Raw genomic sequence first — 13,150 nt, 5'->3', positions numbered from 1 at the left:
GGCGTCGCCGGACATGGCTGAAGCGTTGCGTGTTGGAATTGCCGGGCTCGGCACCGTCGGTGCGTCGGTGGCCCGCGTGCTACGCGACAAGGCGGCCGAACTGACGCGGCAGTGCGGGCGCGACATCGTCGTGTCAGCGGTTTCGGCCCGCGATCCCAAACGCGACCGCGGCGTTTATCTTGGCACAGCACAGTGGTTCGACGACGCCGTCAAGATGGCGCAGACCGCCGAGATCGACGTGTTCGTCGAGCTGATCGGCGGCGACGAAGGCCCATCACGCTCGTCTGTCAAAGCGGCGCTCGAGGCCGGCCGACATGTCGTCACCGCAAACAAGGCGTTGCTTGCCAAGCACGGGGTGGCATTGGCCGAGATCGCCGAGAGGAAAGGCGTGCTGCTCAATTACGAGGCGGCGGTGGCCGGCGGCATTCCGGTCATCAAGACGATGCGCGAGGCGATGGCCGGCAATTCGGTGACCCGCGTCTTCGGCATCCTCAACGGCACCTGCAACTACATTCTGACGCGCATGGAAGCCGAGGGCCTGTCTTTCGATGCCTGCCTGAAGGATGCGCAACGGCTGGGCTATGCCGAAGCCGACCCGACCTTCGACATCGAGGGCCACGACACCGCGCACAAGCTGTCGATCCTGACCAGCCTTGCCTTCGGCACGAAGATCGCCGCCAACGACATCTACATGGAAGGCATCTCCAACATCAGCCAGGCCGACATCCGCGCGGCCGGCGATCTCGGCTACCGGATCAAGCTGCTTGGCGTCGCCCAACGCACCGAAAGCGGCATCGAGCAGCGCGTGCACCCGACCATGGTGCCGACGGCCTCGGTCATCGCGCAGGTGCACGGCGTCACCAACGCGGTGGCGATAGAAACCGACATCCTCGGCGAATTGCTGCTTTCCGGCCCTGGCGCCGGCGGCAACGCCACCGCGTCGGCGGTGATCGGCGACATTGCCGACATCGCCAAGAGCCGGCCTGGCTTCCAGCATGGTCCGGTCTTCGGCCGGCCGGCGAAGGAATTGAAGCCTTACAAGAAAGCGCAGATGCGCAGCCATGCCGGCGGCTATTTCATCCGGCTGACCGTGCACGACCGCCTCGGCGTTTTCGCGGCAATAGCCAAGCGCATGGCCGACAACGACATTTCTCTGGAATCGATCGTCCAGCATTCCGCCGGGCCGGAAACCGAGGCACAGAAGACGGTTATCCTGGTGACCCACGAGACGACCGAGGCGGCGGTGCGCAAGGCCGTCGACGGCATCACCAGGGACAGCCTTCTGACCGACAAGCCGCAAGTCATCCGCATCGAGCGGGCCGGATAGCAGTCTCACATTTTGCGTTTAATCGATTGATATTGCTGCGCTTTCAAAAAGGTCCAACGCAGGTCTTGCTGTTGTCACGGGGCTTTGACACAAGAAGCGCGTCTCTGGCGGGAGGCTAATGCATGTCGCCCAAAAGTGTGCAGCGGTTTTGGGACAACGACATGCATAATAAAAACAAAGTGCCAACGAGGATTGTCCATCGATGAATGTGGCCCAGAACATTGTCGCCGGCCTCGACCGGATACTGACCATGGAATTGGTGCGCGTCACCGAACGCGCCGCGGTCGCGGCCGCCAGATTGCGCGGACGCGGCGACGAGAAAGCCGCCGACCAGGTCGCGGTCGATGCCATGCGGCAGGAGCTCAACCGTCTTGCCATCAACGGCACGGTGGTGATCGGCGAAGGCGAGCGCGACGAGGCGCCGATGCTTTATATCGGCGAAGAGGTCGGTACCGGCCAAGGCCCGGCTGTCGACATCGCGCTTGATCCGCTCGAAGGCACGACGATCTGCGCCAAGAACCTGCCCAACGCACTGGCCGTTATCGCCATTGCCGAAAAAGGCAGCCTTTTGTTCGCGCCGGACGTCTATATGGACAAGATCGCGATCGGTCCGGGTTATGCCGACGGCATCATCGACATCGATGCCTCGCCGGCCGAAAACATCGCCAGCCTCGCCAGGGCCAAGGGCGTGCCGGTGGCGGAGATCACCGCCTGTATTCTCGACCGGCCACGCCATGGCGCGTTGATCGAAGCCGTGCGGGCGACCGGAGCCGCGATCCGTCTGATCGGCGACGGTGATGTCGCCGGGGTCATCCATACCACCGACCCGGACGAGACCGGCATCGACATCTATCTCGGCACCGGAGGCGCGCCCGAAGGCGTGCTCGCAGCTGCCGCCTTGCGCTGCACCGGTGGCCAGATGCAGGGCAGGTTGATCTTCGATACGCCGGAAAAGCTGGCGCGCGCCGCGAAGATGGGGATCTCCGACCCAAAACGGATCTACCACACGCAAGACATGGCACGCGGCGACGTGCTGTTTGCCGCGACCGGCGTCACCGACGGCAATATGCTGGCCGGCGTCAAGTTCGGCCGCAATTTCATCACCACGCACACGATCGTGCTGCGCTCGTCATCGCGGACCGTGCGCGAAATCAAAGCCAGGCATCAGGATCTGGAAAAGTTTTGATTTCGACTCAGTTAGCCGTTGCATATTGTGCGCAATGACAAATTGCAGACGGCGCGTCACGTGACGGGGGAAAGACGCTTTTTCCTCGATGTCAGGCAGTCGGCCACCGGCGTTTCCTGGGAACACCGGCTGACCGAGCGTCAGGACATGGCCGCGCTCGCCATCGCGCAAGGGTATGGCGTGCCTGACATCGTGGCACGTGTGCTGGCCGGGCGTGGTGTCACCGCCGAGCAGACCGAGCGGTTTCTGGATCCGACCATCCGCAATCTGCTGCCCGACCCGGCATCGCTGACCGACATGGACAGGGCCGCCGCTCGCATCGCCCAGGCGGTGATGGCCAGGGAAAAAGTGGCGATCTTTGGCGACTACGATGTCGACGGCGCCGCCTCGTCGGCGCTGCTCAAGCGCTTTCTCGCATATTTCTCGGTGGCGTCGGAGATCTACATACCGGACCGCATCTTCGAGGGTTACGGCCCCAATCCGGAAGCGATGCGCGAACTCGTCTCGCGCGGCGCGACGCTGATCGTCACCGTCGATTGCGGCACCAACAGTGCTGCTTCCATCGACGCCGCAAAGGCCGCCGGCGCCGACGTCGTGGTGCTCGATCACCATCAGGTCGGCGGGCCGCTGCCGGCGGCGGCTGCGGTCGTCAACCCAAATCGCGAGGACGACCTTTCCGGCCAAGGTCATCTTTGTGCCGCCGGCGTCGTCTTCCTTTGCCTGGTGCAGACCGCGAAGATCCTGCGCGGCCGCTTGCCGGATGCCGCACCGCCGGACCTGCTTGGCCTGCTCGACCTGGTGGCGCTGGGCACAGTCTGCGACGTGGTGCCGCTCACCGGCGTCAACCGCGCCTTCGTGGTCAAGGGGCTGCAGGTGGCGCGGCAGCAGAGAAACGAAGGGCTGGCGGCGTTGGCGCGGGTCTCGCGTATAGGCGAGCCGATCAGCACGTTCCATCTGGCCTTTCTGATCGGTCCGCGCATCAACGCCGGCGGGCGCATCGGCGACGCAGCACTTGGCAGCCGCCTGCTTGCAACCGACGACCCGGTCGAGGCCCGCACCATCGCCGAGACGCTGGATCGGCTCAACCAGGAACGGCAGTCGATGGAGCAGGAGATGCTGGCCGCCGCGCGCTCAGAGGCCGATGCCGAGCTTGCCGGCGGCAATGGTCCGGCCATCGTGGTGACAGCCAGCAGCAACTGGCATCCTGGCATTGTCGGCCTGCTTGCCTCGCGGCTCAAGGACCATGCAAGACGGCCGGCCTTTGCCATCGCCTTCAACGCCAATGGTGTCGGTACGGGGTCAGGCCGTTCGGTGTCGGGCTTCGACCTCGGCCGGCTGGTGCGCGAGGCTGCCGATGCCGGGCTTATCGTCAAGGGCGGCGGCCACGGAATGGCGGCCGGCATCACTGTCGAGCGGGCGAAGCTCGGCGAACTCAGGGCTTTCTTCGAAGAGCGCGCGGCGGTGGATGTGTTCCGCCTGCAAGGCGAGGAGAGCTTGGCGATCGACGGCGCGCTTGCCGCCGAGGGCGCGACGCTTGCGCTGCTCGATGCGCTTGAGAGGGCAGGGCCGTTCGGCGCCGGGCATGTTGCGCCGGTGTTCGCGCTGCCGCGCCACCGGCTTGTCGATGCGCGGGCGGTCGGCAGCAACCACATCCGCGCCGACCTGCAGTCGGAAAGCGGCGGCCGCATCCAGGCGATCGCCTTTCGCGCGGTCGACACGGCTCTTGGCGAATTCCTGTTCAAGAACAGGGGCAAGCCGGTGCATGTCGCCGGTTCGCTGTCGGGCAACCACTGGAACGGCAACCGCACGGTGCAGTTCCGCATCGTCGACGCGGCGCTTGCCTGAGAGCTCGCTGCCGCCCTGCCTAAGCGAGGACGGTCTGCAGCCGGGTCAGGTCGCCGATCTGCGCCATCGTTGCCTGGTAGCCGATACGGATCGCTTCGTCGGCGCGGTGGAATTCGGTCAGGCCGATATGGCTGAGCTTCGGCTGCAGCGATATGTCCGGCGGGTCGCCGGCCAGCCTGGCGCGCGAAATGCGGTCCTGGATGATGTTAAAGGCCTCGACCATGACGCCAGTAATGCCGAGCCGCGTCTCGCGCGACTGGCGTTCGGGATCGGCGTGGCCGGCCCTCGGCGCGTCTTTCTCGATGACCAGCTCGCCGGCATTGTGCTTGATCACCGCGGCGCGGCCGAACAGATCGTAGTGAAGGTTCACCGCAACCACGAGCGGCTGCTCGTAGGCACGGCAGACCGAGACCGGCACCGGATTGACCAGTGCGCCGTCAACCAGCACACGCCCATTGCAGGCGACCGGCTCGAACACGCCGGGCAGCGCGTAGGAGGCGCGCATTGCGGTGCTCAACGAGCCGCTCGACAGCCAGATCTCATGGCCGGTGCGGATTTCCGAAGCGACGCAGACGAATGGTTTTGGCAGGTCCTCGAAGCGGATGCCGGCTATGTGCTCGCGCAGCCGCGCATCGAGCTTCATGCCACCGAACAGGCCGCTGCCGCCTAGATTGAGGTCGAGAAGGCCAAAAATGCGCCGCCTGGTCAGGCTGCGCGCGAATTCTTCCAACTCGTCGAGCTTGCCGGCAACATAGCAGCCGCCGACCAGCGCGCCGATCGAGGTGCCGGCGATCATCGACACTTCGATGCCGGCTTCATCAAGCGCGCGCAGCACGCCGATATGCGCCCAGCCGCGCGCACAGCCGCCACCCAATGCCAGCGAAATCCCGGTTTTGCCCGGAGATTTGGTTTCGGATGCGCCCGCAGCCGAGGAGAGGCCATTGGCCTCCCGAACGTCAGGTCTGTTGCGCAATGACGCCCAGTCGAGCATCACAATCTCCCTTGTCCCACGGTCATCCTACAGGCGGGCCGTATCGAAATCATGAATATACGTGGCTGAAGTGCTGCGAATGGTTCATATTGATGGTGTATTGGGCTTTCGATTGGTTTTTTCCGCATCGAACGGCGGCTTGCTGCCGTCGCTGGCAAGCGTCCCTTTGCCATCGCTCAGCCCCACCGTCCGATAAAAGCATGAACGTCGGCCGGTGTGACAAGTTGCTTCGTGACCCAGCACTTTGACGCGCAACCATATCGCGTCCTGGTCACAATCCGTGAACATCTCGACGACCTGCTGGACATTGCCCGAGGTTTCGCCCTTCTTCCACAGCGCGTTGCGCGAACGCGACCAGTAGTGCGCGATGCCGGTCTCGAGCGTCAGCGCCAGCGCCTCGGCATTCATATGCGCGACCATCAGCAGCATGCCGTCTTCGGCATCGGTGACCACGACAGTGACGAGGCCGGCAGCATCGAAGCGCGGTGAAAGGACCGCGCCTTCCTCGAGTGCCTTCTTGTCTGTTGGAGCTTTCGGGAATTCCAATGCCGACATTCGCCGGTCCTTATCTAGCGAAGCCGGCAGGCCGATCAGATCCTGCCGCCGCGCACCATGGTGACGAAGCGGACCTGCTCTTCGGGTGTGTCCTTGAAGACGCCGGTGAAGGTTGAGGTCAGCGTGGTGGAGCCCTGCTTGCGGATGCCGCGCATGGCCATGCACATATGCTCGGCCTCAAGCATAACGGCCACACCGCGCGGATTGAGCACGTCCTGGATGACGCCGGCAATCTGCGCAGTCATCGCTTCCTGGGTCTGCAAGCGATGGGCGAAGATGTCGACGACACGGGCTATCTTGGACAGGCCGACAACCTTGCCGTCAGGCAGATAGCCGACATGCGCCTTGCCGATGATCGGCACCATGTGATGCTCGCAATGCGAGTGGAAGGATATGTCCTTGACGAGAACGAGGTCGTCATAGCCGGCAACTTCCTCAAAGGTGCGGCCAAGTTCCTCGGCTGGGCACATATCATAACCGTTGAACATTTCGCTGAACGCCTTGGTGACGCGCTTCGGCGTGTCGATCAGGCCCTCGCGGTCAGGGTTGTCGCCGGTCCAGCGCAACAAGGTGCGCACAGCGGCTTCGACTTCGGCCTCGCTCGGCCGGTCGGTGACCGGCTTTTCCATATAGGCAGACCGCGGCATGAGCTTCTTGATAACGGCGTCCATAAAGGCGTCTCCCGTAGTTCCTCTCTCAGGAGGAACGAGTTGAACGGACCACGACCTTTCGGGTGTCAGAAACTCGCCCGGTTTCCAGCCCGTAAGTGGCGTGAACAGAATTGGGCATGACGAGGTTTGTGGTCGCCTTGTCGATACCCGACTACCGCCATTATATATGTTCGTGCCGAGCGAAAGGAAGACGCCAGAGCGGCAATGACTGTTCGCTGGACGGCGACGGATTGGAAAAATATGATCGACGATGTCTACAATGCGAAAATTCTGGGTTTTGCCGGAAACATCGCACGGATCGGCCGGCTCGACCGGCCCGACGCAACCGCACGAGCACATTCCAAGCTGTGCGGCTCGACGGTGACCGTCGATCTGAAGATGGATGATGGCGTCGTCAGCGATTTCGCGCATGACGTGAAGGCCTGTGCGCTTGGCCAGGCGTCGTCGTCGATCATGGCGCAGCATGTCGTCGGCGCCAGCGCCGAAGAATTGCGCAGCGTGCGCGAGACGATGCTGAAGATGCTGAAGGAAAACGGCCCGCCGCCCGAAGGCCGCTTCGCCGACCTGAAATACCTGGAACCGGTGCGCGACTACAAGGCGCGCCACGCCTCGACCATGCTGACCTTCGACGCAGTGGTCGACGCGATCGGCCAGATCGAGAAGAAGCGGGCGGAAGAGGCGGCTTAAACCTTGGCGAGAAAACGCCGGCTTTCGGCGAATTCCGCCCGGACCCAGTCGGCAAAAGCCCTGGCTGGTTCGGAAAGGTCATTCAGCCTTCTGGCTACTAGCCAATAGGCGCCCGACGCGACGTCGATGTCGAAAGGCTTGATCAGCGCGCCGGACGCAAGTTCTTCGCCGATCTGCAAAAGATCGCCCAACGCGACACCGTGTCCAAGCAAGGCTGCCTGCTTCGAAAGCGAAGCATCGGCCAGCATCGGACCGCGCGCAGGCACGGCATCAGCCGTCACGCCCGCCGCTTCGAACCAGCGTGCCCAAGCCTGACGGTTTTCTTCGTGCAGCAACGTATAGCGACCAAGGTCGATCGGCTTTTCCAGAGCTGGGCCGGATGCAAGAAGTGCCGGTGACAGAACTGGGGAATCGACGACCGCGGCAAGCTGTTCGGCTTCGCTGCGTGGCCATGAGGTGGCGTGCGCACTGAAACGCAGGGCAAGTTCGGGCTGATCGCTGCGAAACTCTATCAATCTCGGGTCGACCTCAAGGGAAACGTCGATGTCGGGTCGCAACTCGCGAAAGCGGTTGAGCCGCGGCACCAGCCATACGGATGCAAGCGATGGCTCGACGCTGACACGCACCACGGACTGCGTCGGGGCCGCCGTCAATTCCGAAAGCAGCCTGTCGATGCCCTCGAAACTTCTGACCAACTGGTCGAGCAGCCGCTGGCCGGTGTCGGTCAACTCGACGCGGCGATGATGGCGGAAGAACAAAGGTTGGCGCAGGAAGGTTTCGAGCTCGCGGATCTGTCGGCTGATCGCCGCCTGCGAAACATAAAGCTCCTCGGCCGCACGGCTGAAGCTCAGGTGACGACCGGCTGCTTCGAAGCTTCTGAGAGCCGTCAGGGGGAGGTGTCCGCGCTTCATTCGCATAACTCAGAGTTATCTGACGTGGACGTTATACTCGTTTGAAGAGCAAGGCCAGCGGCGCTCTAATCGGTGCTCAAGGAGTGCCGCCATGATCCAGTTTCTCAACATTCTGGGCGATGTGATGCGGATCGCGACGTTTCAATGGTACGACGAGAAACCGCATAGGGATTGGTGCGAGGAGAGGCCGCCGACCAGCGTCGCCGTATGCCGAAGGCCGACGGCCGACCGCTATCCGGTTCGCCCTACCAGGCCATGACGGGATTGCCGGAACGGCATTGCGTTCCTGGCCCGATGCGCACATCTATCGCGTAGGGAAACGCGATGTGGAGACTGCGGTGGTCGGCCAACATCGGCATGCGCACGGCGCCAGGCCGATTCGACAAGGACGCAACTGGTCCGGCCCGTGGCGCAAGACGCCGGGCCGCGTCTTCGGCACGTCGCTTGTCCGACTTTACCAGCTGACGCTGTCCGGCTTCGTCGGCAATTCCTGCCGGCATCTGCCGACCTGTTCCGAATACGCGTACGAAGCGATCGCCCGCCACGGGCTGTGGGCCGGCGGCTGGATGGGGTTTTTCCGGGTGCTGCGCTGCGGACCGTTCGGCACGCACGGCATCGACCGGGTGCCTGAGGCACTGGCTGATCGCTACCTCTGGTTCACGCCATGGCGGTACTGGCGGATCGGGAAAAAACGTGGCGACCTGGACAGTTGACCGCAACTGTGCGGTGCACAGAGGGGTTGCTTTTTACGATCTGGTAGGGTTAACCGCAGCTTGCGCTGACATAGCGCATTTGAGACAAAATCGAGACAAGACACCTCGCTAAGCCGCTCCTGACACCCTTCAGGAGAGATTACCAAATGCGCCGGATAGATCGTCGTCCCTTCATTTTCGCCGTGGTTCTCTACGTCCTGGCGTGGCTGATGGGTTTTCCGATCCGTGCGCAATCGGCGCCGCTCGGGGACGTCGAATGCACGCTGATCGTCGACGCCGCAAGCGGCGAGACGCTGTATCGCCAAGGGACCTGTGATCAGCGCTTCAGCCCCGCCTCGACATTCAAGGTTCCGCTGGCGCTGATCGGCTATGATGCTGGAATCCTGAGCGACGAGCATACGCCAAGCTGGGAGTACAAGGCAGAGTTCAATGCCCCGAAACGGGACCGCAAGACCGTCGACCCGACGATCTGGGAAAGGGATTCGGTCCTTTGGTCCTCACGCGAGATTACGCGCCGGCTCGGCAGCAAACAGTTTGCCGGCTATGTGTCCAGATTGGACTATGGCAACACCGAAGTCTCCGGCACTGCCGGCAAGAATGACGGCCTCACCCATTCCTGGGTGAATTCTTCGCTCAAGATATCGCCGGTCGAGCAGGTCGATTTCCTGCGCAAGCTGCTGGCGCGAAAACTGCCGGTTTCGGACAAGGCCCATGCGATGACCAGCGCGATTGTCCCGACCTTCCGGGCAGGCGGCTGGACGGTGCAGGGCAAGACCGGAACGACCAGGCTCGGCGACAGCGCCGACAAGCGCTCGCTTGGCTGGTTTGTCGGCTGGGCGCAGACCGATGCTCGCAAGATCGTCTTTGCCCGCCTGGTAGTCGATACGAAACGTTCCGACACGCCAAAGGGACTCAAGACGCGGGCGATGTTCCTGAAAGATCTGCCGAATCTCCTCAGGTGACCTACATCCGGCTTTACGGCGCCGAAAACTGCCCATAAAAGACCGCTCGCCGCCGGACGCATCCGGCTCTTACTGATGCATCTCGTAGCCCCAAAACCGCTAAGCAGTCTTGGGCGACATGCATTTCACCACCCGCGCTCGTTTGCGGGACTGGATAGGAGAATCTTATGCTGAATTCCGTTTCCCTGACATTTCCCGATGGTTCCGTTCGCGATTACGACGCGGCGATGACCGGCGCCGGCCTGGCGGAATCGATCTCGAAGTCGCTGGCCAAGAAGGCCGTTGCCTATTCGATCGACGGCACGCTGCGCGATCTTTCCGACCCGATCGGCAGATCGGGCAAAGTCGAGATCATCACCCGCGAGGACCCGCGTGCGCTGGAGCTCATCCGCCACGATGCAGCCCATGTGCTGGCCGAAGCCGTGCAGGAACTTTGGCCGGGAACGCAGGTGACCATCGGGCCGGTGATCGAAAACGGGTTCTACTACGATTTTGCCCGCAACGAGCCGTTCACGCCCGACGATTTCCCGGTGATCGAGAAGAAGATGCGCGAGATCATTGCACGCAACAAGCCGTTCACCAAGGAGGTCTGGTCGCGCGAAAAGGCGAAAAGGATCTTTGCCGACAAGGGCGAGCGCTACAAGCTCGAGTTGATCGACGCCATCGCCGAGGACCAGGATCTCAAGATCTATGCACAGGGCGACTGGTTCGACCTCTGCCGCGGCCCGCATATGGCCGCGACCGGCCAGATCGGCAGCGCCTTCAAGCTGATGAAGGTCGCCGGCGCCTATTGGCGCGGCGACAGCAACAATCCGATGCTGACCCGCATCTACGGCACGGCCTGGGCCGATCAGGCGCAGCTCGAAGCCTATCAGACGATGCTGGAGGAGGCCGAGAAGCGCGACCACAGGAAGCTCGGCCGTGAGATGGACCTGTTCCACTTCCAGGAGGAGGGCCCCGGGGTCGTCTTCTGGCACGCCAAGGGCTGGAGGATGTTCCAGAACCTGGTCAATTACATGCGTCGCCGCCTCGACGAGCAGGGCTATCAGGAAGTCAACGCGCCGCAGGTGCTCGACAAGAGCCTGTGGGAGACGTCAGGCCACTGGGGCTGGTACCGGGACAACATGTTCAAGGTGACCGTTGCTGGCGACGACACCGACGACGACCGGGTGTTTGCGCTGAAGCCGATGAACTGCCCCGGTCACGTCCAAATCTTCAAGCACGGGCTGAAATCCTACCGCGATCTGCCGGTAAAACTTGCGGAATTCGGCAATGTGCATCGCTATGAGCCGTCCGGCGCGCTGCACGGGCTGATGCGCGTGCGCGGCTTTACCCAGGATGATGCGCACATCTTCTGCACCGAGGAACAGCTCGCCGACGAGTGCATCAAGATCAACGATCTGATCCTCTCGACCTATGCCGATTTCGGCTTCGACGAAATCACCGTCAAGCTGGCGACCCGCCCCGAAAAACGGGTCGGCACCGACGCAATGTGGGATCATGCCGAGGGCGTGCTGCAGGACGTGCTCGACAAGATCGCGGCGCGGTCGGGCAACCGGATCAAGACGGGCGTCAATCCGGGCGAGGGCACGTTCTACGGGCCGAAGTTCGAATATGTGCTGAAGGACGCCATCGGCCGCGACTGGCAATGCGGCACCACGCAGGTTGATTTCAACCTGCCTGAACGGTTCGGCGCCTTCTACATCGGCTCGGATTCGGAAAAGAAGCAGCCGGTGATGGTGCATCGCGCCATCTGCGGCTCGATGGAGCGGTTTCTCGGCATCCTGATCGAGAATTATTCCGGCCATTTCCCGCTCTGGTTCGCGCCGCTGCAGGTGGTGGTGGCGACGATCACTTCCGATGCCGACGATTACGCCCAGAAGGTCGTTGCGCAGCTGAAGGCGGCGGGGCTGATCGCCGAAGCCGATCTGCGCAACGAGAAGATCAACTACAAGGTCCGCGAGCATTCGCTGGCCAAGGTGCCGGTCATCCTCGTCTGCGGCAAGCGCGAGGCCGAGGAAGAAACGGTCAATATCCGTCGTCTCGGGTCGCGTGACCAGGAATCACTCGGCCTCGCAGCCGCCGTGAGGCTGCTTGCCGACGAGGCGGTGACACCCGACCGCAAGCGCCGCGCGGCCTGAACCTATCGACGAGCAATGAATGGCGGTGGAGCGATCCACCGCCATTTTTATATTTTGTATGCCTGTCACGCCGCACGCCTATCTGGCAAATCGATCGACGTGCGCGTCGGCGACGCGCTGGCGCGACCCATGCACAAGGCAGCTTAGAGGGGCGCGTCTCAGTCGGCGCCTTCCTCGGAATCGATGGCCGAAGCCTCGGTGGCCAGAACCTCGATGTCCTGGTTGTGCCCAGCCACCACCGTAAAATCCTTCTGGTAGATGCGGTCGCGGTTCTTGGCGATGATGGTGTAGTCGCCCTCGGCCAGCACCATCGAGGCAAAGGCGCCGACGGTTTCCTTGATCGGATCGCCGGATTCGTTGAGCAGGGACCAGGAGGTGTCGGCGATCGCCTCGCCGCCTGGTTCGCGCACCAGCTTCATGGTCATCTCGGCGGCACGGTGCTCGACGGTCGCTTCGGTCAGCTTGCCGGCCTCGACGCGGATGTCGGAGCGGATGACCGCGTTCACCGCGCCATAGGTCGACACGACGTGGTAGGTGCCGGCATTGAGCCGCACGACGCTGTTCGGCTCGACATCGGGTATGATCAGGGCGCGATCGCCATCGGCCGCGGCGTGGCTCTCATAGATCGAGAAGCGCAGCTTCTTCGGCGGTATGCGTACCCCGCCGGACAGCACTGCATCGAGCTTGAGGCCACCGGCATCGAGCACGAGGCTCTCGCGCTTGGCTTCCTTGCCGACGGTGATGCGCTTGGTGGCGCCGGCCCGCCCGTAGGAGGCGTGGACCAGATACGAACCCGGCTCGAGCTGGAATATGGCGGTGCCGCCATGAGAGGAGGCGACCATCGTCAGCTTGCCGTCGCTGGCCGATTCGGGTTTGAAGACGCGCCAGACTATGCCGCGCGTGATGTCGGCGCCCTTGTCGGTCAATTGCGCCGACAGCGTGATCGCCCCGCTGCTGCCCAATGCCAGCGATGTCTCGCTTTTCGGAGGTGCATAGCCCGAAATTCCGGGAAGCTTCAGCTCGCCAAGGCCGTCCACATCCTGGGCGACGGCAAGCGAAACCGGCACCATCAACAGTGCGGCAGCGAGCCATATCAGGAAAAGACGCAATGTCCCCTCAAACATGCCTTGCGTTGAAGCCCAAGGCGGTGGCAATTTCAAG

12 protein-coding genes are annotated in these 13,150 nt (G+C 62.9%); 7 read left to right on the top strand and 5 right to left on the bottom strand.

Features of this window, described 5'->3' with window-relative positions; genetic code table 11:
* Positions 1-13: 13 nt before the first annotated feature.
* From NKI08_RS01280 to recJ, 3 genes are all read left to right on the top strand, one after another.
* Positions 14-1,327, top strand: coding sequence for a homoserine dehydrogenase (locus tag NKI08_RS01280; RefSeq protein WP_352766765.1), 1,314 nt, complete (start codon positions 14-16; stop codon positions 1,325-1,327).
* Positions 1,328-1,529: 202 nt separating this feature from the next.
* Positions 1,530-2,513, top strand: a complete 984-nt coding sequence (gene glpX / locus NKI08_RS01275) for a class II fructose-bisphosphatase (protein WP_352451359.1) — start codon at positions 1,530-1,532, stop codon at positions 2,511-2,513.
* A 60-nt stretch (positions 2,514-2,573) separates the two neighbouring features.
* Positions 2,574-4,358, top strand: coding sequence for a single-stranded-DNA-specific exonuclease RecJ (recJ, locus tag NKI08_RS01270; protein ID WP_352451358.1), 1,785 nt, complete (start codon positions 2,574-2,576; stop codon positions 4,356-4,358).
* A 19-nt stretch (positions 4,359-4,377) separates the two neighbouring features.
* On the opposite strand, the gene NKI08_RS01265 is transcribed toward recJ, so the two are convergent.
* The 3 genes from NKI08_RS01265 to folE all read right to left on the bottom strand — a co-directional run bounded on the left by NKI08_RS01265 (position 4,378) and on the right by folE (position 6,575).
* On the bottom strand, positions 4,378-5,349 hold the full coding sequence (locus tag NKI08_RS01265) for a patatin family protein (protein ID WP_352766763.1): 972 nt from the start codon (positions 5,347-5,349) through the stop codon (positions 4,378-4,380).
* 84 nt (positions 5,350-5,433) lie between these two features.
* On the bottom strand, positions 5,434-5,904 hold the full coding sequence (gene hisI / locus NKI08_RS01260) for a phosphoribosyl-AMP cyclohydrolase (protein ID WP_352614045.1): 471 nt from the start codon (positions 5,902-5,904) through the stop codon (positions 5,434-5,436).
* A 35-nt stretch (positions 5,905-5,939) separates the two neighbouring features.
* A complete protein-coding gene (gene folE / locus NKI08_RS01255) occupies positions 5,940-6,575 on the bottom strand; it encodes a GTP cyclohydrolase I FolE (protein ID WP_352466975.1) in 636 nt (211 codons plus the stop codon).
* A 240-nt stretch (positions 6,576-6,815) separates the two neighbouring features.
* Here folE and NKI08_RS01250 point away from each other — a divergent pair, with 240 nt between their 5' ends.
* Positions 6,816-7,262, top strand: a complete 447-nt coding sequence (locus tag NKI08_RS01250) for an iron-sulfur cluster assembly scaffold protein (RefSeq protein WP_023678879.1) — start codon at positions 6,816-6,818, stop codon at positions 7,260-7,262.
* On the opposite strand, the gene NKI08_RS01245 is transcribed toward NKI08_RS01250, so the two are convergent.
* On the bottom strand, positions 7,259-8,173 hold the full coding sequence (locus NKI08_RS01245; RefSeq protein WP_352500847.1) for a LysR substrate-binding domain-containing protein: 915 nt from the start codon (positions 8,171-8,173) through the stop codon (positions 7,259-7,261). The genes NKI08_RS01250 and NKI08_RS01245 overlap by 4 nt on opposite strands.
* Before the next feature lie 338 nt (positions 8,174-8,511).
* On the opposite strand from NKI08_RS01245, the gene yidD reads away from it, so the two are divergent.
* The 3 genes from yidD to thrS all read left to right on the top strand — a co-directional run bounded on the left by yidD (position 8,512) and on the right by thrS (position 11,989).
* A complete protein-coding gene (gene yidD, locus NKI08_RS01240) occupies positions 8,512-8,886 on the top strand; it encodes a membrane protein insertion efficiency factor YidD (RefSeq protein ID WP_352451412.1) in 375 nt (124 codons plus the stop codon).
* A gap of 146 nt (positions 8,887-9,032) precedes the next feature.
* The gene (gene blaOXA / locus NKI08_RS01235; protein ID WP_352540662.1) at positions 9,033-9,848 is read left to right on the top strand and encodes a class D beta-lactamase; all 816 of its coding nucleotides are present in this window, start codon (positions 9,033-9,035) and stop codon (positions 9,846-9,848) included.
* A 167-nt stretch (positions 9,849-10,015) separates the two neighbouring features.
* The gene (gene thrS / locus NKI08_RS01230) at positions 10,016-11,989 is read left to right on the top strand and encodes a threonine--tRNA ligase (RefSeq protein WP_352473907.1); all 1,974 of its coding nucleotides are present in this window, start codon (positions 10,016-10,018) and stop codon (positions 11,987-11,989) included.
* 158 nt (positions 11,990-12,147) lie between these two features.
* Here the strand turns inward: thrS and NKI08_RS01225 are convergent, their stop codons facing one another.
* Positions 12,148-13,113 carry an RgsD C-terminal domain-containing protein gene (locus tag NKI08_RS01225; protein WP_352540660.1) on the bottom strand — a complete coding sequence of 322 codons (966 nt, stop codon included), beginning with the start codon at positions 13,111-13,113 and terminating at the stop codon, positions 12,148-12,150.
* Between the last annotated feature and the right edge of the window lie 37 nt (positions 13,114-13,150).

The sequence above is a fragment of the Mesorhizobium sp. M0768 genome (genome assembly GCF_040320195.1).
Classification (GTDB): Bacteria; Pseudomonadota; Alphaproteobacteria; order Rhizobiales; family Rhizobiaceae; genus Mesorhizobium.
Note: the sequence above shows the minus strand (reverse complement) of the source record. Positions and strands in the feature narration are given on the sequence as shown.

What these genes read in the sequence shown, in the direction of transcription:
- NKI08_RS01280 (WP_352766765.1), top strand. Translation starts at nt 14, where the DNA reads ATGGCTGAAGCGTTGCGTGTTGGAATTGCCGGGCTCGGCACCGTCGGT.
- glpX (WP_352451359.1), top strand. Translation starts at nt 1,530, where the DNA reads ATGAATGTGGCCCAGAACATTGTCGCCGGCCTCGACCGGATACTGACC.
- NKI08_RS01265 (WP_352766763.1), bottom strand. Translation starts at nt 5,349, where the DNA reads ATGCTCGACTGGGCGTCATTGCGCAACAGACCTGACGTTCGGGAGGCC.
- hisI (WP_352614045.1), bottom strand. Translation starts at nt 5,904, where the DNA reads ATGTCGGCATTGGAATTCCCGAAAGCTCCAACAGACAAGAAGGCACTC.
- folE (WP_352466975.1), bottom strand. Translation starts at nt 6,575, where the DNA reads ATGGACGCCGTTATCAAGAAGCTCATGCCGCGGTCTGCCTATATGGAA.
- NKI08_RS01250 (WP_023678879.1), top strand. Translation starts at nt 6,816, where the DNA reads ATGATCGACGATGTCTACAATGCGAAAATTCTGGGTTTTGCCGGAAAC.
- NKI08_RS01245 (WP_352500847.1), bottom strand. Translation starts at nt 8,173, where the DNA reads ATGAAGCGCGGACACCTCCCCCTGACGGCTCTCAGAAGCTTCGAAGCA.
- blaOXA (WP_352540662.1), top strand. Translation starts at nt 9,033, where the DNA reads ATGCGCCGGATAGATCGTCGTCCCTTCATTTTCGCCGTGGTTCTCTAC.
- thrS (WP_352473907.1), top strand. Translation starts at nt 10,016, where the DNA reads ATGCTGAATTCCGTTTCCCTGACATTTCCCGATGGTTCCGTTCGCGAT.
- NKI08_RS01225 (WP_352540660.1), bottom strand. Translation starts at nt 13,113, where the DNA reads ATGTTTGAGGGGACATTGCGTCTTTTCCTGATATGGCTCGCTGCCGCA.